Genomic DNA, 22,326 nt, shown 5'->3' with positions numbered 1-22,326 from the left:
GCCAAGCGGTATTTGCAACGGGCGGCGGGATAAATCCGTCTTTAAGGCGGGGTTGACCCGAAAATCAGCAAAATGAGGGCGAAAATCGGCCCTGGAAATGCAAAATAAGGCCGGCAGGTTGAAAAAAACCGGCTTGGCAATGGGGGCGGTGCGAACGGGTTAATTGTTCAGCGTCTCCTTAGATAACACCAATTAACCTGCCTTATTTAGAACTTATGGCGCGCGCATCACCATCACCGAAGACCCGAAAGAAGCGGTCAAGGGCGTCGACTTCATCCACACCGACATCTGGGTGTCCATGGGTGAGCCCGTCGAGGCATGGGACGAGCGTATCGAGCAACTGCTGCCCTACCAGGTCAACGCCAAGATGATGAAGGCGTCAGGCAACCCGCGGGTGAAATTCATGCACTGCCTGCCGGCCTTCCACAACAGCGAAACCAAGGTCGGCAAGGATATCGCCGCGCGGTATCCGCACCTGGCCAATGGCGTTGAAGTCACCGAAGAAGTCTTCGAGTCACCGGCCAATATCGCCTTTGAGCAAGCGGAAAACCGCATGCACACGATCAAGGCGATCCTGGTGTCGGCACTGGCAGATATCTAAGGCCAATCCTCGGCTGACCATGTGCCTATGATCGACCGATAAACCTGTAGGAGCGAGGCTTGCCCGCGATGAACGATAACGCGGAGTGCCTGTGATACCGCGTCGCCAGCCATCGCGGGCAAGCCTCGCTCCTACAAGGATCACCGAATTTTAGAAGGACTGCATTATGCGTATCGTCGTTGCACTGGGCGGTAACGCCCTCCTGCGTCGTGGTGAACCCATGACCGCGGACAATCAACGCATCAACATCCGGATCGCCACCGAACAGATCGCCAAGATCTATCCAGGCAACGAACTGGTGATCGCCCACGGCAATGGCCCGCAAGTCGGCCTGTTGTCATTGCAAGCGGCTGCCTACACCTCGGTCAGCCCTTATCCACTGGATGTACTCGGCGCTGAAACCGAAGGCATGATCGGCTACATCATCGAACAGGAATTGGGCAACCTTCTGGATTTCGAGGTGCCTTTCGCCACCCTGCTGACCCAAGTCGAAGTCGACCCCAAAGACCCGGCCTTCCAGAACCCGACCAAGCCTATCGGCCCGGTCTACTCCAAGACCGAGGCGGAAAAGCTCGCTGCCGAAAAAGGCTGGGCCATCGCCCCGGACGGTGACAAATTCCGCCGCGTGGTGGCCAGCCCTAAACCGAAACGCATCTTCGAAATCCGCCCGATCAAATGGCTGCTGGAAAAAGGCAGCATCGTTATCTGCGCTGGCGGCGGTGGCATCCCGACGATGTATGGCACTGACGGCAAACTCAAAGGCGTGGAAGCGGTCATCGATAAAGACCTCTGCTCGGCGCTGCTGGCCGAACAGCTTGGCAGTGATTTATTGGTAATCGCCACCGACGTCAAGGCGGCCTTTATCGACTGGGGCAAACCCACCGAGAAAGCCATCGCCCAAGCGCACCCTGACGAAATGGAAAAACTCGGCTTCGCCGCTGGCTCCATGGGCCCGAAAGTCCAGGCGGCCTGCGAGTTCGCCCGCAACACTGGCAAAGTCGCCGTGATCGGTTCACTCTCGGACATCGAAGCGATCGTCCAGGGCAAGGCCGGTACCCGCATCAGCACGGCGAAACCTGGCATCAGCTACGTGTAAGAATCCCGGGGGGCGGGCTAACGGCCTGCCCTTTCTTCAGCCCTTGAAGGAGAAACGCCTATGGCCACGTTCGAGCCCGGTCACCTGCATTTCGAGCGCCACGCGCTCAACAAGGACGACTACAGCTACAACCTCTGCATTGACTATGAAGTCGCTCAGGATCCGAAGGAAGGCAAAGGCATGCTCTTCACGCTACACGGCACGATCGAAGGCAAGGACCTGAAGGAAGAGTTCTTCCTGCCCAAGGACCAGGCCTTCGACTTTGCTCGCCACGCCACCCATATCACGCAGAAATACGGCATGCCCAAGTCCGCCAGCATCGGCTCGATGCACAAATACTACGATGAGATGTTCGAAGACGTGCGCAAACAACTCGACATCAAATCCGGCGATCCGGTGAAGCCTGAACATCTGGAGTGAATCCGAAGGCCACCCCTCACCCTAACCCTCTCCCCAGGGGGCGAGGGGACTGACCGAGTAGTTTTTCGAGATACGGCGACCTGAGAGACAGAGTCGAACTCAAGGTTTGCAAAGCCCCCGATCTGCTCCCTTTCCCCTCTCCTCCTTGGGGAGAGGGCTGGGGTGAGGGGTGGCTTTTGAATCCACTCGTAATCTCTGGATTTCACCAACTACCCTCCCTCAAGGCATACTTGCCACCCTCCGCACTACAGAACCGTCAGTCGCCCCATGCGTATCCACGTTAGTTTCATCGACCGCGTCGGCATCACCCAGGAAGTCCTGGCCCTGCTCGGCGGGCGCAATCTCAATCTGGATGCGGTGGAGATGGTTCCGCCTAACGTCTACATCGACGCCCCCACCTTGAGCCCGCAAGTGCTGGAAGAGCTGCGCGATGCCCTGTTCAGCGTGCGCGGCGTGCAAGCAGTGACAGTGGTCGACATCCTCCCCGGCCAGCGTCGTCATCTACAGCTAGACGCTTTGCTCGCGGCGATGACCGACCCGGTGCTGGCACTGGACAGCGCTGGCAAAGTGCTGCTGGCCAACCCGGCACTGATTGCCTTGTACGGCCGCGAACCGGCCGGGGAAAGCATCGCTGAACTGTTTGCCGATCCGGCGCTGCTGGACGCGTTGCTCGAACAGGGCTTTCGTCTGCCGTTGCGCGAGATCACCGTCAACGGCCAGACCCTGTTGCTCGATGCCACCCCCATCACCGACGCCGGCGCCCTACTGACGCTGTATCAGCCCAATCGCATCGGTGAACGTCTGTCCGCGCTGCACCACGACCATGCCGAAGGTTTCGACGCGCTGCTCGGCGAGTCCCCGGCGATCCGTACCCTCAAGGCCCGCGCTCAACGGGTGGCGGCCCTCGATGCACCGCTGTTGATTCAGGGCGAAACCGGCACCGGCAAAGAGCTGGTGGCCCGAGCCTGTCACGCCATCAGCGCTCGATGCAGCGCGCCGTTTCTAGCGCTGAACTGTGCGGCGCTCCCAGAAAACCTCGCTGAAAGTGAACTGTTCGGTTACGCCCCCGGCGCTTTCACCGGCGCCCAGCGCGGCGGCAAACCGGGGCTGATGGAACTGGCCAACCAGGGCACGGTGTTCCTCGACGAGATCGGCGAGATGTCGCCGTACCTGCAAGCCAAACTGCTGCGTTTTCTCAACGACGGCAGCTTCCGTCGGGTGGGGGGTGATCGCGAGGTCAAGGTCAACGTGCGAATCCTCAGCGCCACCCACCGCGATCTGGAAAAAATGGTCAGCGAAGGCAGCTTTCGTGAAGACCTGTTCTATCGCTTGAACGTGCTGAATGTCGAAGTCCCGCCGCTGCGTGAGCGCGGTCAGGACATCCTGCTGCTGGCGCGCTATTTCATGCAGCAAGCCTGTGCACAGATCCAGCGCCCGGTCTGTCGCCTGTCTCCCGGCACCTATCCGGCGCTGCTGGGTAACCGCTGGCCGGGCAACGTGCGGCAATTGCAGAACGTGATCTTCCGCGCCGCTGCGATTTGCGAAAGTACTCTGGTGGACATCGGAGATCTGGACATTGCTGGCACCTCCGTGGCGCGCCAGAGCGACACAGAAGTCGACAGCCTGGAACAGGCCGTGGAAGAGTTCGAAAAGACGTTGCTGGAAAAACTCTACGTCAATTACCCCTCGACCCGACAACTGGCCAGTCGCCTGCAAACCTCCCACACCGCCATCGCCCATCGGCTGCGCAAATACGGCATTCCGGGCAAGGCTTGAGGCTGAGAATACAATCTCGTTACCAACACAAAATCACTGTGGGAGCGAGCCTGCTCGCGATGGGCACTGCCAGTCGATATTAGTGTCGACTGACACACTGCTATCGCGAGCAGGCTCGCTCCCACAAGTTTTGTGTCCGGCTCGGAGTATCTCTAAAAACGACATCCATCTGTACTGAAAGCGCTACAGTGGAATGATTTCGCTACACACCTCCGGAATCGCCGCTACGCAAGGCTTTGATCCTCATAGGCTTTTTTCTTCGCTTGGCGCTGTAGCGATTTCGCTACAGCAATAGATTTTCTCACCCAGTGAAAACTTCATAACCAATTGATTTATAACAGATAAAAAACATTGGCCGCGATTTTGCTAGGTAACTCCTCATTCAGCTCTGCCCTGCACGAGCATTCAATCGCGTCCACCAGACGAGTCTGGCCCCTGAGGAGTTTCCATGAGCGAGTTGCGTTTTACTGAAGATCACGAATGGCTGCGCACCGAAGCCGATGGCAGCGTCACCGTTGGCATCACGGCGTTTGCGCAGAACGCGCTGGGCGACGTGGTTTTCGTGCAATTGCCGGAACTGCAGTCCTACGACAAAGGCGCAGAAGCCGCGACCGTTGAATCAGTAAAAGCCGCCAGTGGCGTGTACATGCCTCTGGACGGTGAAGTGGTCGAGACCAATCCAGCGCTCGAAAGCAGCCCTGAACTGGTCAACGAAGACCCTCTGGGCGAAGGCTGGTTCTTCCGCTTCAAGCCGGCTGATGCCGCCGCTGTCGGCCAACTGCTGGATCAAGACGCTTACGACCGTCTGATCAAAGCCAGCGCCGAAGCCTGAGGAGCCGTCATGACTATTAATCTGAGCACTGCCAACGAATTCATCGCGCGCCACATCGGCCCGCGTCAGGGCGATGAGCAAGCCATGCTCAACAGCCTCGGCTTTGACTCTCTGGAAGCCCTGAGCGCCAGCGTCATTCCGGACAGCATCAAGGGCACCAGCGTGCTCGACCTGCCGGCCGGCCAAAGCGAAGCCGATGCCCTGGCGTCGATCAAAGCCATCGCCGCCAAGAATCAACTGTTCAAGACCTACATCGGCCAGGGCTACTACAACTGCCACACGCCATCGCCGATCCTGCGCAACCTGCTGGAAAATCCGGCCTGGTACACCGCCTACACCCCGTATCAACCAGAGATATCCCAAGGCCGTCTTGAAGCGCTGCTGAATTTCCAGACGCTGATCAGCGACCTCAGCGGCTTGCCGATCGCCAACGCCTCGCTGCTCGACGAAGCCACCGCCGCTGCCGAAGCCATGACCTTCTGCAAACGCTTGAGCAAGAACAAAGGCAGCCACGCTTTCTTCGCTTCCAGCCACTGCCACCCGCAAACCCTCGACGTATTGCGCACCCGTGCCGAGCCGTTGGGCATTGACGTGGTAGTCGGTGATGAACGCGAACTGACGGATGTCAGCGCCTTCTTCGGTGCCCTGCTGCAGTACCCGGCCAGCAACGGCGACCTGTTCGATTACCGCGAACTGACCGAACGCTTCCACGCCGCTAACGCTCTGGTCGCGGTTGCCGCTGACCTGCTGGCCCTGACCTTACTGACCCCGCCGGGCGAATTCGGCGCCGACGTGGCCATCGGCAGCGCACAACGCTTCGGCGTACCGCTGGGCTTCGGTGGCCCGCACGCGGCCTACTTCTCCACTCGCGATGCGTTCAAGCGTGACATGCCAGGCCGTCTGGTCGGCGTCTCGGTGGACCGTCACGGCAAGCCGGCACTGCGCCTGGCCATGCAGACCCGCGAACAACATATCCGTCGCGAGAAAGCCACCAGCAACATTTGCACCGCCCAAGTGCTGTTGGCCAACATCGCCAGCATGTACGCCGTCTACCACGGCCCTAAAGGCCTGCAGCAGATCGCCAATCGCATCCATCACCTGACCGCAATTCTCGCCAAAGGCTTGAGCGATCTGGGTCTTGCGGTGGAACAAGATAACTTCTTCGACACCCTGACCCTGAACACCGGCAGCCAGACCGCTGCGCTGCACGACAAGGCCCGCGCCCAGCGCATCAACCTGCGTGTAGTCGATGGCGAACGCCTGGGCTTGTCCCTGGACGAAACCACCAGCCAGGCTGATATCGAAACCTTGTGGAGCGTGCTGGCTGACGGCAAAGCGCTACCGGACTTCGCTGCACTGGCCGCAGCTGTTGAAAGCCGCATCCCAGCCACTCTGGTTCGTCAATCGCCGATCCTCAGCCACCCGGTGTTCAACCGTTATCACTCGGAAACCGAGCTGATGCGCTACCTGCGCAAACTCGCCGATAAAGACCTGGCACTCGATCGCACCATGATCCCGCTAGGCTCGTGCACCATGAAGCTCAACGCCGCCAGCGAAATGATCCCCGTGACCTGGGCCGAGTTCGGCGCACTGCACCCGTTCGCACCGGCCGAGCAAAGCGCCGGCTACCAGCAACTGACTGACGAACTGGAAGCGATGCTCTGCGCCGCTACCGGTTACGACGCGATCTCCCTGCAACCGAACGCCGGTTCCCAGGGCGAATACGCAGGTCTGCTGGCTATCCGTGCTTACCACCAGAGCCGTGGTGATGACCGCCGCGACATCTGCCTAATCCCATCGTCCGCCCACGGCACCAACCCGGCGACCGCCAACATGGCCGGTATGCGCGTAGTGGTCACCGCTTGCGACGCACGCGGCAACGTCGACATCGAAGACTTGCGCGCCAAGGCCATCGAGCACCGCGAACATCTCGCCGCGCTGATGATTACCTACCCGTCGACCCACGGCGTGTTCGAAGAAGGCATCCGCGAAATATGCGGGATCATTCATGACCACGGCGGCCAGGTGTACATCGACGGCGCCAACATGAACGCCATGGTCGGCCTCTGCGCTCCGGGCAAGTTCGGCGGCGACGTGTCCCACCTGAACCTGCACAAGACCTTCTGCATCCCGCACGGTGGTGGCGGCCCGGGCGTCGGTCCGATTGGCGTGAAGTCCCACCTGACGCCGTTCCTGCCGGGTCACGGCACCATGGAACGCAAGGAAGGCGCGGTCTGCGCAGCACCGTTCGGCAGCGCGAGCATTCTGCCGATCACCTGGATGTACATTCGTATGATGGGTGGCGAAGGCCTCAAGCGTGCCTCGCAGCTGGCGATCCTCAACGCGAACTACATTTCCCGTCGCCTCGAAGAGCACTACCCGGTTCTGTACACCGGCAGCAATGGTCTGGTGGCTCACGAATGCATCCTCGACCTGCGCCCGCTCAAAGACAGCAGCGGCATTAGCGTCGATGACGTCGCCAAGCGTTTGATCGACTTCGGTTTCCACGCACCGACCATGTCCTTCCCGGTCGCCGGCACGCTGATGATCGAGCCGACCGAAAGTGAATCAAAGGAAGAACTGGACCGCTTCTGCGACGCCATGATCTGCATCCGCGAAGAGATTCGCGCGGTGGAAAACGGTACGCTGGACAAGGAAGACAACCCGTTGAAAAACGCTCCGCACACTGCTGCGGAAATCGTTGGCGAGTGGACTCATCCGTACAGCCGTGAACAGGCGGTATACCCGGTTGCATCGTTGATCGAAGGCAAATACTGGCCGCCGGTCGGCCGGGTCGACAACGTCTTCGGCGATCGCAACCTGATCTGCGCCTGCCCGTCGATCGAAAGCTACGCTTGACCTGTGAGGGAGCGGGCTTGCTCGCTCCCTCACGGACGCCACAAAATCCCCGTAGGAGCGAGCTTGCTCGCGATGGACTTGAAGCTGACGCGCTTCGTCAGGAAGCACGCGTTATCGTTAGCGACCATCGCGAGCAATCGAGCGTCGACCGGCTGCTCCTACAGGGGATTTGCGCCGATCCTCATAACAAGAAACCGGAGAACCACATGTCCCTAAGCGTGTTCGACCTGTTCAAGATTGGCATCGGCCCCTCCAGCTCCCACACCGTCGGTCCGATGCGCGCCGCTGCGCGCTTCGTCGAAGGTCTGCGCCGTGAAGGGCTACTCGCCGCAACCACCTGCGTCAAAGTCGAGCTGTACGGCTCACTCGGCGCCACCGGCAAGGGCCACGGCAGCGACAAGGCCGTGTTACTGGGCCTGGAAGGTGAACATCCGGATACCGTGGATACCGAGACCATCGCCGCGCGCCTGCACGACATTCGCAGCAGCGGACGTTTGAACCTGCTCGGTGAACACAGCATTGAATTCAACGAAAAACTCCATCTGGCGATGATTCGCAAACCGCTGGCTTATCACCCCAACGGCATGATTTTTCGCGCCTTCGATGCCGCCGGTTTGCAGGTCCGCAGCCGCGAGTACTATTCGGTTGGCGGCGGTTTCGTGGTCGATGAAGATGCCGCAGGTGCTGACCGCATTGTCGAAGACGCCACGCCGCTGACCTTCCCGTTCAAAAGTGCCAAGGACTTGCTCGGTCATTGCACCACCTACGGTCTGTCCATCAGCCAGGTGATGCTGACCAATGAAAGCGCCTGGCGCCCGGAAGCAGAAACCCGTGCCGGCCTGCTGAAGATCTGGCAAGTGATGCAGGACTGCGTCGCTGCCGGTTGCCGCAACGAGGGAATTCTGCCCGGCGGCTTGAAGGTCAAACGCCGTGCGGCAGCGCTGCACCAGCAATTGTGCAAGAGCCCGGAAGCCGCCCTGCGCGATCCGCTCTCGGTGCTCGACTGGGTCAACCTGTACGCCCTTGCGGTCAACGAAGAAAACGCCAACGGCGGGCGTGTGGTCACGGCTCCGACCAATGGCGCCGCGGGGATTGTTCCTGCTGTTTTGCATTACTACATGCGCTTTATCCCGGGTGCCAATGAAGACGGCGTGGTGCGTTTTCTGCTCACCGCGGCGGCAATTGGCATTCTGTACAAGGAAAACGCCTCGATCTCCGGCGCCGAAGTTGGCTGTCAGGGCGAGGTTGGCGTCGCCTGTTCGATGGCTGCCGGAGCACTCTGCGAAGTGCTCGGCGGCACCGTGCAGCAGGTCGAAAACGCTGCCGAGATCGGCATGGAACACAACCTCGGGCTGACCTGCGACCCGATTGGCGGCCTGGTCCAGGTGCCGTGTATCGAACGCAACGCGATGGGCTCGGTGAAAGCCATCAATGCGGTACGCATAGCCTTGCGCGGTGACGGTCAACACTTCGTCTCCCTCGACAAGGTCATCCGCACCATGCGCCAGACCGGCGCCGATATGAAAAGCAAATACAAGGAAACCGCCCGCGGCGGTTTGGCGGTCAACATTATTGAGTGCTGATGCGAGCCTGGCTGCATCAGTGCATTTTTCAGGAGCTGAACATGTCCACCGAACAACTATCGAAAACTCCGCTGCACGCCTTGCATCTGGAACTCGGCGCGCGCATGGTGCCATTCGCCGGCTACGACATGCCGGTGCAATACCCGCTGGGTGTGATGAAAGAACACCAGCACACCCGTGATCAGGCCGGGCTGTTCGATGTCTCGCACATGGGTCAGATCCGTCTGACCGGCGCCAACGCCGCCAAGGCACTGGAAACCTTAGTGCCCGTGGACATCATCGACCTGCCAGTGGGGATGCAGCGTTATGCGATGTTCACCAATCAAACCGGCGGTATTCTCGATGACCTGATGGTCGCCAACCTCGGTAACGACGAACTGTTCCTGGTGGTCAACGCCGCCTGCAAGGATCAGGATCTCGCGCACCTGCGCAAACACATCGGCGGCCAGTGCGAGATTCAACCACTGTTCGAAGAACGCGCGCTGCTCGCCCTCCAGGGCCCGACGGCAGTAACGGTACTGGCGCGCCTGGCTCCAGAAGTGTCGAAGATGACCTTCATGCAATTCGCCAGCGTGAAACTGCTGGGTGTGGACTGCTATGTCAGCCGTTCCGGTTACACCGGTGAAGACGGTTTCGAAATCTCCGTTCCGGCCGCCAGCGCTGAAGCGTTGGCCCGCGCGCTGCTGGCCGAACCGGAAGTGGCCGCGATTGGCCTCGGCGCCCGCGACTCGCTGCGCCTGGAAGCCGGCCTGTGCCTCTATGGCCATGACATGAATACCGAGACCACACCTATCGAGGCCAGCCTGCTCTGGGCCATCTCCAAGGCTCGTCGCGCCGATGGTCCACGCGCCGGTGGCTTTCCTGGTGCAGAAACCGTGTTCGCTCAGCAACAAGCCGGTGTGAGCCGCAAACGGGTCGGTCTGTTACCTCAGGAACGCACGCCTGTGCGTGAAGGCGCAGAAATCGTCAACGAAGAAGGCGCAGTAATCGGCACCGTGTGCAGCGGCGGCTTTGGCCCCACGTTGGGAGGCCCATTGGCCATGGGTTACCTCGACAGCCATTACATGGCACTTGATACCCCCGTATGGGCGATTGTTCGTGGGAAAAAGGTGCCTATGAATGTAAGCAAAATGCCATTTGTGCCACAACGCTACTATCGCGGCTGATTGACTGTTTCTATAAGTAACGCGATTGCGTTAACAGTGCACTAATCTGTAACGCAATCGCCATAAAACAGTGCATGCCTTTGACGATAACTTTCGATAATGAACTTGGCTTATAACGTTCGAAAACAATTGAACAGCACTATCGAATAAGCGCCATCGTTACTCTGCAAACCCTCATCACACTGAGCAAAACCGGGGGCTTCGAAGGGCTTGTTTTTTCTCCCTTAGTTGGCGTAGAGTTTCTTCACTGTGTTTGCATGGGTCGCTTGGAACCGTGACCTGGGCAGTAGCCATAAGTTAGCTACAACCCGTTCGACGTCTCTTACTTTCCTGCAACCAGCCCCAGTACTCTTTCATTAGAAAGAGGCTGTCATTAATTTTTGCGTCAAAGGAAATAAGAAATGTCCCAACGTCAGAGCGGTACCGTCAAGTGGTTTAACGACGAAAAAGGTTTTGGTTTTATCACTCCAGAAAGCGGTCCGGATCTGTTCGTCCATTTCCGCGCTATTCAGGGCAACGGCTTCAAGAGCCTGAAAGAAGGCCAGAAAGTGACTTTCGTTGCTGTGCAAGGCCAAAAAGGCATGCAGGCTGACGAAGTACAAGCAGAAGCCTGATCTTCTGTGACGAAAAAGCCCCTGATGCTGACATCAGGGGCTTTTTTGTGCGCGTAATTCCGTAAAATGGCTTTTTTCAGCCGAGAGCTCTGTCATGTCGAAACACCTGCTAAGCCCCCAAGGCGATTTTCCTGCCGCCGGACTGGGCCGTCGCCTGGCAGCGATGTTCTATGACTTCCTGTTGTGCACTGCCCTGCTGATCGTCACCGGAGGCATCTACAAGATGGTGCAGATGGCGATCATCGGCGAAGAAAAAATGCGCGCCCTGACCGACTCCGGCGCGCTGGACGGTGATCCGCTGCTATCAACGATTTTGCTTTTCGTCTTGTTTGGCTTCTTCGCCAAATTCTGGACCTGGTCCGGCCAGACCCTTGGCATGCAAGTCTGGTGCATTCGCGTACAGAACCCCGACGGCACGGCCATCAGCCTGTGGCAGGCATTGTTGCGCTTTGTGGTATCGATCGGCTCGCTACTCTGCGCAGGGCTTGGGTTCTTTTGGATGCTATTCGACAAGCAGAAACGCAGCTGGCACGACATGTACTCAAACAGCCAGCTGGTACAGATTCCGAAGAAGACGAAAAAGTAGGCGCTCACCCGGCCCAATCGCCAAGGTGACCATCCGTCCCCATCGCGAGCAAGCGAAGTGTCGCCCGGCCCGCCCCACATTAGATCGGCATACACCCAAACCCAATCACAGGCCGACCGGTAGGTCGCTGCAGCTTTTGACCTTGCTTTTGATCTACCCGCCCCTTCGGCAGGCCGAGTGGAGGTGTTCATCAGGGGGGTGGCGCGTAGCGCCGTCAGCGAAGCTGACTCCGCCGCATTGCGGCGCCCCATGATGGACGCCGGAGCGAGGGAACACCGAGCCTTGGCGAGGTGCCGTACGCTCGGGGCGAAGCCTTTTGCTTACTTTTCGGCGTCTGGAAAAGTGAGTTGCTGTAAGAGCGAAACCCTAAGTGGCCGTTACCGCAGAAACGGATATGTACACCAGCAAGAGATAGGCCGGCTGTCAGGCCGCCTTCGCAGGCAAGCCAGCTCCCACAATTGATCTGTGTACATCCGCAAGAGACAGGCCGGCTGTCAGGCCGCCATCGCGAGCAAGCTCGCTCCTACAGGGGGCTACTTGCGCAAGAAACAGGTCGCCCGCACAGACGACCTGCCAGCAGATCAGGCATTACCCGCCAGCTTCATACGCGCAGCCTGGGTAAAGTCGAGCATGCGCTTGAGCGGGCGAATGGCCTGAGGAATCAGCGCCGAGTCGACGAAGATCTCGTTGGAGCCCTCACGTAAGCTCTGCAGCGTGCGCTCAAGGGTATTCATCGCCATCCACGGGCAATGCGCGCAACTGCGGCATGTCGCGCCGTTACCGGCCGTTGGCGCCTCGATGAAGACCTTGTCCGGGCACAGCTGCTGCATTTTGTAGAAAATGCCGCGATCGGTGGCAACGATAAACGTCTTGTTCGGCAGGCTCTGCGCAGCCGCAATAAGCTGGCTGGTAGAACCCACTGCATCGGCGAGGTCAATGACCGCAGTCGGTGACTCAGGGTGAACCAGAATCGCCGCATCGGGATACAACGCTTTCATGTCTTCGAGCTGCTTGGACTTGAACTCTTCGTGGACGATGCAGGCACCGTCCCAAAGCAACATGTCCGCACCGGTTTTGCGCTGAATATATGTGCCCAGATGTTTATCCGGTCCCCAGATGATCGTCTCACCGTTGTCCATCAGGCTTTCGACGATCTCCAGCGCGCAGCTGGAAGTCACCACCCAATCAGCGCGGGCCTTAACGGCGGCTGAAGTATTGGCATACACCACCACCGTACGCTCTGGGTGCTGATCGCAAAACGCCGAGAACTCGTCCACCGGGCAACCCAGATCCAGCGAGCACGTCGCTTCCAGGGTCGGCATCAGTACACGCTTTTCCGGATTGAGGATTTTTGCGGTCTCGCCCATGAACTTCACACCAGCGACCACAACGGTCTTGGCCGGATGGGCGTTGCCAAAGCGGGCCATTTCCAGCGAATCGGAAACACAGCCGCCGGTTTCTTCCGCCAGGGCCTGAATCACCGGATCACAATAGAAGTGCGCAACCAGCACTGCGTCCTGAGCCTTGAGCTCGGCAGCGATGGCGGCACGGTAATAGGCTTGCTCTTCAGCACTCAGCGGCTTGGGCTGCTTGGCATCGAGGTGGGCTTGAACCAGAAGGCGTTCGGAAATTTGCGTCATGTTCGCAAGACCTGCAAGCGCTAAAGCGCGAAAGTCGAGTATACCACCGGCTCTGGGCCGTTCAGGGCACCGCCGGGAGAGTGGGTCCATCAGGCATGGACAGTGTTGGAGCTGCGCAAGGCTACAGAATATCCAGTGGATTCAAAAGATGATTCTGACCTGCGTAAAGCACTGAATTCCCTGAATTGAGCTGAACTCAAATCCAGGGCAAAAAAAAATCTGGAAATCCGCATTTTCATGGGCCTTCCAGATTTTCAAACATCTACATCTAAAATGGTGGGTCGTGTGGGATTCGAACCTACGACCAATTGGTTAAAAGCCAACTGCTCTACCAACTGAGCTAACGACCCGCTGTGTGGTGCGCGTATAATACTGATTTTTAACGGGAATTCAACACCTGATTTGAAATAAATCAGAAATAAGGTGTTGGGTCGCTGATTCCGGCAGCCGCAAAGCCCTCTGCGCGCAGGCGGCAGCTGTCGCATTTGCCGCATGCGCGACCGTTATCGTCCGCCTGATAGCAGGACACCGTCAGCCCGTAGTCGACACCAAGCTTCACGCCAGCCTTGATGATCTCGGCCTTGCTCAGGTTCTGCAGCGGCGCCTGAATACGGAAACCCTTCCCTTCTACCCCAGCCTTTGTCGCCAGGTTAGCCATACGCTCGAAAGCCTCGACGAACTCAGGACGGCAGTCTGGATATCCGGAGTAGTCCACCGCGTTCACACCGATAAAGATGTCCCGCGCACCGAGCACTTCCGCCCAGCCAAGCGCCAACGAAAGGAACACGGTATTGCGCGCCGGCACATAGGTCACCGGAATGCCCTCGCTCGGAGCCTCTGGTACGTCGATTGAACTGTCGGTCAGCGCCGAGCCGCCAATGCCGTTCAGATTCAGACCTATCACCTTGTGCTCGACGACGCCAAGATCTCGGGCAACCCGAGCGGCGGCGTCCAGTTCGGCGCGATGACGCTGACCATAATCGAAGCTCATGGTGTAGCAGCTGTAACCGTCTGCGCGGGCCATAGCCACTACAGTCGCCGAATCCAGACCGCCCGACAGCAGGATGACCGCACGCTTCTCATTAGAAAGCTGTTGATTCAGTTGCTCAGTCATTTCAGCGCCCCGGCTCGTCATTCCAAAGATATTTATGCAGCTGCAGTTGCAGGCGCACTGGCAGGTTGTCCGCCACGATCCAGTCAGCCAGATCGCGGGCTTTCAAATCATGATGGCTCGGCGAAAACAATACTTCGCCGGCACGCCGATCCAGACCGTACTGAATCAACTTGGAGACTGCCCAGTCATAGTCTTCACGGGAACAGATGACGAACTTGACCTGATCGTTTGGCGTCAGTAGCTCGATGTTTTCGTAGCGGTTACGGTGAGCTTCTTTAGACCCGGGAGTCTTCAAATCGACAACCCGACTGACCCGTGGATCGACCGCAGAAATATCCAGAGCACCGCTGGTCTCCAGCGACACCTCGTAACCGGCATCACACAGCTGCTTGAGCATAGGAATGGCATTGGGTTGCGCCAAAGGCTCGCCGCCGGTCACGCAGACGTAACGCGGGCGATAGCCGGCAACCTGTTCGAGGATGCTGTCCAGAGACATGATCGAGCCGCCCGTGAAGGCGTAGGCACTGTCGCAGTACTGACAGCGCAATGGGCAACCGGTCAGGCGCACAAAGACAGTGGGTAGCCCGGCAGTCCGCGTTTCACCCTGCAACGAGTAAAAAACTTCGGTGATTCTCAATGTGTCTTGCATAGTCGCCACGGGCATAACAGCTAAACAGGCTGTCCGCCTCCGTCAGGCACTTCAAGGAACCCCGCAATCGCGCGAATCCCAAGAAGCGTGTTTCATAAAAAGGGCGTGAATTCTAACGAAAAAACCCGCGATAGGCGCGGGTTTCTTCTAAACGGAGTAATTATTTCTACAAGCTTACACACTTACATGCGTTGCAAGTCACGCTGGGCCAGCTGAGCGGCGGAAGTGCCCGGATACTGGGCGACAACCTGCTGCAGAATGCCTTTAACCTTGTCGGTGTGACCCAGTCGGCGCTCTACATCAGCGAGCTTGTACAGCGAGTCCGGCACTTTGGCATGCTTGGGATACAGCTGGCTAACCTTGGCAAAAGCCTGACCGGCACCTTGCAGGTCGCCCTTGGCCAGATTCACCTCACCCAACCAGTACTGAGCATTGCCCGCGTACTGGCTGTTCGGGTATTTGCGCAGGAATGCAGCGAAGGCCTGGCTGGCCTTGTCGAAATCCTTGGCCTTGATCAGGTCGAAGGCTGCGTCGTAATACAGCTTTTCCTTCGCCGGATCACCCGGTTCGCTACTCGCCGCAGGAGCCTGAGTGGCAGGTGCTGCAGCTGCACCGGCGGCATTGACATCACCACCAGCAGGAGAATTATTAGGAGCCGCGGCAGGTGCACCGCCGGTTCCAATGCGCCGATCAAGTTCCTGGTATCGCTCCAGGTTTTCTTGCTTCATGCGCGCAACATCGTTTTGCAGAACTTCAATCACACCCTGTTGCCGGGCGATTTGCTCCTGCATTTGTTGCAGTTGGTTGAACAGCTCGCCCTGTGCCGAGACAGGGGCCGAAACCCCTCCCCCGGCATAGGCGCCGTTCGTACCGTAACCCGCAGGCGGATAACTGCTCCCGCTATTGTTATAGCCGGAGTTGTCCTCGACCACAGGAACCGCAGCCCCCGCCGCAAGCGGCAGGAGGCTGAGAGCCAAAACAGTTACAGCACGACGGCACGTTCGCATGACGAATTACTTACGCAGTTCGACGCGACGGTTTTGAGCCCAGGACTGCTCGTCGTTGCCGGTAGCAACTGGACGCTCTTCGCCGTAGGAAACCAGTTCCAGCTGAGCTGGGGAAACACCTTGCAGTACCAGGTAACGCTGAACGGCTTTCGCACGACGCTCGCCCAGTGCCATGTTGTACTCACGAGTACCACGTTCGTCGGTGTTGCCTTCCAGAACAACGCGAGCGCCGTTTGCTTTCAGGTCTTTGGCGTGAACGTCCAGAGCGCGCATGGCTTCTGGCTTCAGGTCCGAGCTGTCGTATTCGAAGTAGAAGGTGGTGATTGCGCGCAGAGCAGCTTCTTCGCTCAGGGAGCCATCAACAGCGCCAGTATTAGCGCCGTAACCAGCGTTTGGATCAACAGCGCCTGCACCGGCGTTGTCGCCGCCTTTGGACGAGCAACCTACAGCTACAGCCATGGCCAGAGCCAGCGCAGCAAACTTACCAAACTTCAGCATTTCCATCGTGAAACTCCTAATGAACCCCAATGTGTTAAGTAAAACGTGTAGCGCCGCGTCAGTTCAGGTAAGGGGACCAGGAAGGTTCTCTGACTTCGCCTTGAGCGGTAGGAAGCGGGAGCCTTACGCGTCCATTAATGGACACGAGCATCAAGACTCCCCGGCCCTGCTGGCGGGTGGCGTAGATTACCATGGTGCCGTTAGGCGCGACAGTAGGCGACTCATCAAGTGTGCTGTCTGATAGGATTTTTACGCTTCCGCGTTGCAAATCCTGGGCCGCAACCTTGAAGTTAGTGAAGCCATCCTGACGGTGAATCATCACCAGGGTCTTTTCATCCGCTGACAGTTTAGGGTTGGCGTTGTAGTTACCGATAAAGGTCACACGCTCAGCACCGCCGCCACTTGCGCTGGTTTTGTAGATTTGTGGTTTGCCACCACGATCGGACGTGAAGTAGATGGTCGAACCATCTTTACCCCAGAACGGTTCGGTATTGATGCCTGGACCGCTAGTCACGCGAGAGATCTGACGCGACCCCAGATTCATTACATAAATATCCGGGTTACCGTCTTTGGACAGCACGAAAGCCAGTCGCTGACCATCCGGCGACCATGCTGGAGCGCCATTCAGCCCTTCGAAATTGGTGATTTGCTCGCGGCGACCGGTATCGATGTGCTGAACGAAGATGCGCGGGCGCTTCTGTTCGAACGACACATAAGCGATACGCTTGCCATCAGGTGCGAAACGCGGCGACAGGATTGGCTCGCGCGATTGCAACAAGGTCACTGCACGCGCGCCGTCATAGTCAGAACGCTGCAAGGTGTAACGCGTGTTGTTCACCGAAAAGCGCTCGGCGGTCACGTACAGCATGCGCGTCGAGAAAGCACCTTTGATGCCGGTAAGCTTCTCGAACGACTGGTCAGCAATGTAGTGAGACATGTCGCGTAGCTGATCAACGCTGCCCGACACGCTGCCGGTCAGCACTTGCTGCTCGGTGGCGACGTTGAACAGTGCGTACTGCACCTGCAAGCGACCGCCCGCAGGAACAATGCTACCCACCATGATGTACTGGGCGCCAAGGGCCTTCCAGTCACGATAAATGACTTCGCTGGCCTGAGTCGGCAGACCGATCATGTTTTGCTTCGGAATCGGCGAGTAGTAACCCGAGTTGCGCAGGTCATTACCGATGATTTCCGCCATGTCGTCTGGCAGCACGCTGCCGCCCTGCCAACCGAATGGCACTACCGCGATCGGCGTTGCCCGGTCACTGCCGCTGGTGACCAGAATGTTTTTTTCATCCGCTGCCGCTATCCCTGCCATACAGCAAATAACGACAAGCATTCCTCGAAGAAGGTTTTTCACAAGGCTAGATCCTCAGGTGTGAATGTCATCTTGAATGAACGATAGGGAGCGAAATCGCTCGGTTTCATTCCCTGCATTTCTGTCAAACGACCAATGTTCTTGACCGCCGCTACTGCAGAACTGTCGAACGGACCATCACCACTGGATTTGGCCACAGTCACCGAAGTCACCGTACCGTCCGGCAACATGCCAATTTGCAGCACTACCGTCATGTTCTTACGTGCCGAAGGAGGACGCGCCCACCCTTCTGCTGCCCGAGCACGAATCAGATCGTCGAAAGAACCTGCGACTTCATCGCCCTGCTCGTCGGCCAAGGCTTGCTGGCGCTGCGGCGTGTCGGAAAGCAAATCGGCCAAGGCCTGAGCCTTTTTATCTTCTGTCGATTTACGCGCCGCGTCAGTTGCCTTTTTCTTGGCAGCATCGGCAGTAGCTTTCTTCTTCGCATCCTCGGCGATTTTCTTCTTCGCCTCGTCCGCTTCAGCTTTTTTCTTGGCGTCGTCCGCGGCTTTCTTCTTCGCGTCTTCGACTATCTTTTTCTTGGCTTCCTCAGCGGCCATTTTCTTGGCCTCTTCTTCAGCCTCTTTCTTGGCTTCTTCTTCGGCCTTCTTCTTGGCTATATCAGCCAATTGTTTCTGTTCAGCCTTTTTCGCTTCCGCAGTCTTTTTAGCATCGTCGGCTTTCTTGGCTTCATCAGCCTTCTTCGCCTCGTCTGCCTTCTTGGCTTCGTCAGACTTTTTCGCTTCCTCGGCCTTTTGAGCCGACTCTTCTTTCTTTTGTTCCGCAGCCTTTACCGCTTCCTGCTCGACCTTCTTCTGTTCCATCTGTTCGACTTCGGTCTGACGTGCGGCGGATTTCTTCGCCTCACCCGCAATCTTCTGATTGGTCTGGGTGGTTGCCCGACTTTTCGATTTCAGCTGATACAGGGTCGCCTGGACGATCGGCTTGGCCGGCGGCAAGTCCGGGGTCATGGCAAAGCTGACGAACAGCATGCCAAACACCACGACGTGCAGGGCTATTGCCCAAACGCTAGGCCAAAAGTAGCTTTCCGAGGCGGACGGCTCTCGCTGTTGGTGCATCAGGGCGCCTCGGTAATCAAGCCAACATTACCGACCCCGGCTTTCTGCAACCCGCCCATGGCGCCCATCACGGAGCCGTAATCGACGGTTTTATCGCCACGGATGAAGACCTGGGTACGCTTGCCACCTTCAGTACCAGCGCGAATGATCTTGGTCACCGCGTCGGTCATCTGCGGCAAGGTCATCGCCTTGTCCTGCTGCTTTTCAGTGTCGACTTCGCTGCCAAGGTTCCAGTAGTAGGTCTTGTCAGATTTGATCGAAATGGTCAGGACCTGAGTGTTGTTATCTTGCGGCAAGGCTTCGCTGGAAACCTTGGGCAGATCAACCTTCACGCCCTGATTGAGCATCGGCGCGGTCACCATGAAGATGACCAGCAGTACCAGCATCACGTCGATGTAAGGCACCACGTTCATCTCGGCAACCGGCTTGCGCTTTTTACGAGCTCGAGCGATTAAAGCCATTGGGGAATACCTGCTTATTCTTCGCTGGTGTGCACTTTGCGGTGCAGGATCGCCTGGAACTCGTCGGCGAAGGTGTAGTAACGGCTAATCAAGGTTTCGCCACGAGCAGCAAAACGGTTGTAGGCGATTACTGCGGGGATTGCCGCGAACAGGCCGATGGCGGTAGCGATCAGCGCCTCGGCGATACCCGGAGCCACAGTGGCCAGGGTCGCTTGCTGAGCCATTGCCAGGCCGCGGAAGGAGTTCATGATGCCCCAGACGGTACCGAACAGACCGATGTACGGGCTGACGGAACCAACGGTGGCGAGAAACGGCAGGCTCTGTTCGAGCTTTTCTTCTTCGCGAGAAATGGCCACGCGCATGGCACGCGCCACGCCTTCCATGACCGCTTCCGGATCAACGCCTGGCTGCTGACGCAGACGGGAGAACTCCTTGAAGCCGGCACGGAAAATCTGCTCTACGCCTGAATCCGGGTCTGGATTGCTACCCGCCTGACGATAGAGTTTCGACAGGTCGATACCCGACCAGAAGCGCTCTTCAAAGCTCTCCAGGGCACGTCGACCGGCGCGCAGCAGGTTGCTACGCTGAAAAATCATGACCCATGAAGTGACCGATGCAGCCACCAGGATCAGCATTACCAACTGCACAACGACGCTGGCATTGCTGACCAAGCTCCACATGGAGGAATGGTCGACGACGTTAGCTTCCACGCTTTATCTCCTGCTCTGAGTGTGTACCCGCGCCGCTCACGCCGGCAAAGGCCGCGCGTAGAGCTTCGGGAATGGCCCGGGGTTTCAAACTATCGGCGCGCACACAGGCCACCAAAAACTGCCCTTCACAGAGCAGCGCATTATCCGTAGCCCGCCTGACCTGCTGTTTAAAGCGCAGGCTGACACGGTTCAATTCGATTACTTCAGCACTTACCAAAAGCTCGTCGTCCAGTCGCGCCGGCGCGTGGTAACGCGCTTCGCTGGAATGCACAACGAACAACAGGTCCTCGCCTGCCAGCTGCGATTGGGCAAAGCCCAGCTCGCGTAGCCGCTCGGTCCGAGCCCGCTCCATAAACTTAAGGTAATTAACGTAATACACGATGCCGCCGGCATCGGTGTCCTCGTAATAAACGCGACAACGATGTGCGAACGGCTCAAGCCCGTTTTGCGCGCGCATACTCTAGTGCTTACTCCTCAGGTTGCCAATCCGGCCAGGCAACTGTTTTTCATTCTCGAACGCATTTCTTGCGAAAGAACGGCAATGCCAGCCCCTAGGACAGCACAAACCCTGAATAAATCAGTGCGCAGAGGCCATTTAATCGTCCACGGTATCGAGAAACTCGTCTACCACGGGCATCTCCCCCAATCGTGACGGGATATTAAGACCGAAATGTAGATACGCATGCCGGGTCACCACCCGACCTCGTGGTGTGCGCATGATATAGCCTTGCTGGATCAGGTAAGGCTCGAGCACGTCCTCGATGGTGTGGCGCTCCTCGCTGATCGCCGCCGCCAGGCTGTCTACACCCACCGGCCCACCGTCGAATTTCTCGATCATGGTCAGCAGTAGACGTCGATCCTGGTGGTCGAAGCCACGTTCGTCGATATCCAGAAGATTCAGCGCCCGATCCGCAATCGGTTTGGTGATATGGCCATTGGCGCGCACCTCGGCAAAATCCCGGACGCGGCGCAGCAATCGGTTGGCAATCCGCGGGGTACCACGGGCACGACGAGCGATTTCAAAAGCGCCATCAGGATCGAGCGGTAAACCGAGAATGCCCGCCGAACGGCCGACAATGGTCGCCAGGTCCGCCGTGTTGTAGAACTCCAGGCGCTGGACGATACCGAAGCGATCACGCAACGGATTGGTCAGCATCCCGGCACGCGTGGTCGCGCCCACCAGGGTAAATGGCGGTAGATCGAGCTTGATCGAGCGTGCAGCCGGTCCTTCGCCGATCATGATGTCAAGCTGGAAATCCTCCATCGCCGGGTATAGGACTTCTTCGACAATCGGCGAAAGCCGGTGAATCTCATCGATAAACAGCACATCATGGGGTTCAAGGTTGGTCAGCAATGCCGCCAAATCACCCGGACGCTCCAGCACAGGCCCCGAGGTGCTTTTGATCGACACGCCCATTTCCTGAGCAATGATGTTAGCCAGAGTGGTTTTACCCAGGCCCGGCGGGCCGAAGATCAGCGTGTGGTCAAGCGACTCGTTACGCCCACGGGCAGCCTGGATGAACAACTCCATCTGCTCGCGCACGGTCGGCTGGCCAATGTACTCGGCCAGGCTCAGCGGTCGAATCGCGCGGTCCTGAATTTCCTCACGGTCACGGCTACCCGTGGCGGTGATCAGACGATCAGCTTCAATCACTTAAATCATTCCCTTCAGGGCTCGGCGAATCATGTCTTCACTGCTCAAACCTTTTTCCTTGATAGCGGAAACCGCTTTGCTGGCTTCCTGCGGCTTGTAGCCCAGAGAGATCAGCGCGCTGACTGCATCACTCTCGGCACTGGCCACCTGGGACGCCGGCGCATCAGGTTGATTCGGCACCAGAGCAAACATGCTCGGCACGGTTTCCCAGGCCTTGAAGCGATCCTTGAGCTCCACCAGCAGTCGTTCAGCGGTCTTCTTGCCGACACCGGGCACTTTGGTAAGCGCCGAGGTGTCCTGCGCCGAAACGCAACGCACCAGCTCATCGACTTCCAGACTGGACATCAAGGCCAGAGCCAGCTTCGGCCCAACGCCATTGAGACGGATCAGCTCACGAAAAAAATCCCGCTCGCGCTTGCCAATGAAGCCATAGAGTAACTGGGCATCCTCGCGCACGACCAAATGGGTGTGCAAGGTAATCGGCTCACCGACCGACGGCAGCCTATAAAGAGTAGTCATGGGCACTTCCAGCTCATAACCCAGACCATTTACATCAAGAATCAGGTGCGGCGGCTGTTTTTCAGCCAAGGTGCCGCGCAAGCGTCCAATCACGTTTCAGATCCT

21 protein-coding genes, 1 tRNA gene and 1 pseudogene are annotated in these 22,326 nt (G+C 58.1%); 10 read left to right on the top strand and 13 right to left on the bottom strand.

The annotated features are described in order from the left end of the window. Positions 1 to 217: 217 nt before the first annotated feature. The 10 genes and pseudogenes from ACZYSM_RS18075 to ACZYSM_RS18030 form a co-directional block, all read left to right on the top strand. Positions 218 to 601: pseudogene (locus ACZYSM_RS18075) on the top strand (Rossmann-fold NAD(P)-binding domain-containing protein); the annotation flags it as partial. 166 nt (positions 602 to 767) lie between these two features. After that, entirely contained in the window at positions 768 to 1,697 is a 930-nt protein-coding gene (gene arcC / locus ACZYSM_RS18070; RefSeq protein WP_489073113.1) for a carbamate kinase, read from the top strand. Between the two features lie 60 nt (positions 1,698 to 1,757). Further along, positions 1,758 to 2,117 (top strand): DUF5064 family protein, encoded by a 360-nt coding sequence (locus tag ACZYSM_RS18065; protein WP_489073111.1) that lies wholly within the window; start codon positions 1,758 to 1,760, stop codon positions 2,115 to 2,117. Between the two features lie 267 nt (positions 2,118 to 2,384). Continuing rightward, positions 2,385 to 3,893, top strand: coding sequence for a sigma-54-dependent transcriptional regulator (locus tag ACZYSM_RS18060; protein WP_489073109.1), 1,509 nt, complete (start codon positions 2,385 to 2,387; stop codon positions 3,891 to 3,893). A 448-nt stretch (positions 3,894 to 4,341) separates the two neighbouring features. Beyond that, the gene (gcvH, locus tag ACZYSM_RS18055; RefSeq protein WP_489073107.1) at positions 4,342 to 4,725 is read left to right on the top strand and encodes a glycine cleavage system protein GcvH; all 384 of its coding nucleotides are present in this window, start codon (positions 4,342 to 4,344) and stop codon (positions 4,723 to 4,725) included. 9 nt (positions 4,726 to 4,734) lie between these two features. Continuing rightward, entirely contained in the window at positions 4,735 to 7,584 is a 2,850-nt protein-coding gene (gene gcvP / locus ACZYSM_RS18050; RefSeq protein ID WP_489073105.1) for an aminomethyl-transferring glycine dehydrogenase, read from the top strand. Positions 7,585 to 7,790: 206 nt separating this feature from the next. Then, on the top strand, positions 7,791 to 9,167 hold the full coding sequence (locus ACZYSM_RS18045) for an L-serine ammonia-lyase (RefSeq protein ID WP_489073103.1): 1,377 nt from the start codon (positions 7,791 to 7,793) through the stop codon (positions 9,165 to 9,167). Between the two features lie 41 nt (positions 9,168 to 9,208). Continuing rightward, positions 9,209 to 10,333, top strand: coding sequence for a glycine cleavage system aminomethyltransferase GcvT (gene gcvT / locus ACZYSM_RS18040; RefSeq protein WP_489073101.1), 1,125 nt, complete (start codon positions 9,209 to 9,211; stop codon positions 10,331 to 10,333). Between the two features lie 401 nt (positions 10,334 to 10,734). After that, on the top strand, positions 10,735 to 10,947 hold the full coding sequence (locus ACZYSM_RS18035; RefSeq protein ID WP_003175786.1) for a cold-shock protein: 213 nt from the start codon (positions 10,735 to 10,737) through the stop codon (positions 10,945 to 10,947). A 94-nt stretch (positions 10,948 to 11,041) separates the two neighbouring features. Next, on the top strand, positions 11,042 to 11,533 hold the full coding sequence (locus ACZYSM_RS18030; RefSeq protein WP_489073098.1) for an RDD family protein: 492 nt from the start codon (positions 11,042 to 11,044) through the stop codon (positions 11,531 to 11,533). Positions 11,534 to 12,114: 581 nt separating this feature from the next. Here the strand turns inward: ACZYSM_RS18030 and nadA are convergent. The 13 genes from nadA to ruvA all read right to left on the bottom strand — a co-directional run bounded on the left by nadA (position 12,115) and on the right by ruvA (position 22,314). Then, the gene (gene nadA / locus ACZYSM_RS18025) at positions 12,115 to 13,173 is read right to left on the bottom strand and encodes a quinolinate synthase NadA (RefSeq protein WP_489073096.1); all 1,059 of its coding nucleotides are present in this window, start codon (positions 13,171 to 13,173) and stop codon (positions 12,115 to 12,117) included. A gap of 274 nt (positions 13,174 to 13,447) precedes the next feature. Beyond that, positions 13,448 to 13,523: transfer RNA gene (locus tag ACZYSM_RS18020), tRNA-Lys, on the bottom strand. A gap of 62 nt (positions 13,524 to 13,585) precedes the next feature. Continuing rightward, on the bottom strand, positions 13,586 to 14,287 hold the full coding sequence (gene queC / locus ACZYSM_RS18015; RefSeq protein WP_489073094.1) for a 7-cyano-7-deazaguanine synthase QueC: 702 nt from the start codon (positions 14,285 to 14,287) through the stop codon (positions 13,586 to 13,588). A 1-nt stretch (position 14,288) separates the two neighbouring features. Then, on the bottom strand, positions 14,289 to 14,936 hold the full coding sequence (gene queE / locus ACZYSM_RS18010; protein WP_489073092.1) for a 7-carboxy-7-deazaguanine synthase QueE: 648 nt from the start codon (positions 14,934 to 14,936) through the stop codon (positions 14,289 to 14,291). Between the two features lie 182 nt (positions 14,937 to 15,118). Then, positions 15,119 to 15,943, bottom strand: a complete 825-nt coding sequence (gene ybgF / locus ACZYSM_RS18005; RefSeq protein WP_489073090.1) for a tol-pal system protein YbgF — start codon at positions 15,941 to 15,943, stop codon at positions 15,119 to 15,121. Positions 15,944 to 15,949: 6 nt separating this feature from the next. Then, complete coding sequence (gene pal / locus ACZYSM_RS18000; RefSeq protein WP_123426662.1) at positions 15,950 to 16,447, bottom strand: peptidoglycan-associated lipoprotein Pal; 498 nt, start codon at positions 16,445 to 16,447, stop codon at positions 15,950 to 15,952. Positions 16,448 to 16,499: 52 nt separating this feature from the next. Next, entirely contained in the window at positions 16,500 to 17,780 is a 1,281-nt protein-coding gene (tolB, locus tag ACZYSM_RS17995) for a Tol-Pal system beta propeller repeat protein TolB (protein WP_489073125.1), read from the bottom strand. A gap of 17 nt (positions 17,781 to 17,797) precedes the next feature. Then, positions 17,798 to 18,877, bottom strand: coding sequence for a cell envelope integrity protein TolA (tolA, locus tag ACZYSM_RS17990; protein WP_489073088.1), 1,080 nt, complete (start codon positions 18,875 to 18,877; stop codon positions 17,798 to 17,800). Beyond that, positions 18,877 to 19,329 carry a protein TolR gene (gene tolR, locus ACZYSM_RS17985; RefSeq protein WP_162556275.1) on the bottom strand — a complete coding sequence of 151 codons (453 nt, stop codon included), beginning with the start codon at positions 19,327 to 19,329 and terminating at the stop codon, positions 18,877 to 18,879. The genes tolA and tolR overlap by 1 nt, the downstream gene beginning before the upstream one ends. Positions 19,330 to 19,352: 23 nt before the next feature. Continuing rightward, complete coding sequence (gene tolQ, locus ACZYSM_RS17980) at positions 19,353 to 20,048, bottom strand: protein TolQ (protein ID WP_489073086.1); 696 nt, start codon at positions 20,046 to 20,048, stop codon at positions 19,353 to 19,355. After that, a complete protein-coding gene (ybgC, locus tag ACZYSM_RS17975; RefSeq protein WP_489073084.1) occupies positions 20,038 to 20,505 on the bottom strand; it encodes a tol-pal system-associated acyl-CoA thioesterase in 468 nt (155 codons plus the stop codon). The genes tolQ and ybgC overlap by 11 nt, the downstream gene beginning before the upstream one ends. Positions 20,506 to 20,643: 138 nt before the next feature. Beyond that, positions 20,644 to 21,702 carry a Holliday junction branch migration DNA helicase RuvB gene (ruvB, locus tag ACZYSM_RS17970; protein ID WP_489073082.1) on the bottom strand — a complete coding sequence of 353 codons (1,059 nt, stop codon included), beginning with the start codon at positions 21,700 to 21,702 and terminating at the stop codon, positions 20,644 to 20,646. Continuing rightward, positions 21,703 to 22,314, bottom strand: coding sequence for a Holliday junction branch migration protein RuvA (ruvA, locus tag ACZYSM_RS17965; RefSeq protein WP_489073080.1), 612 nt, complete (start codon positions 22,312 to 22,314; stop codon positions 21,703 to 21,705). Positions 22,315 to 22,326 lie beyond the last annotated feature (12 nt).

The sequence above is a fragment of the Pseudomonas sp. F220 genome, assembly GCF_057813935.1.
Note: the sequence above shows the minus strand (reverse complement) of the source record. Positions and strands in the feature narration are given on the sequence as shown.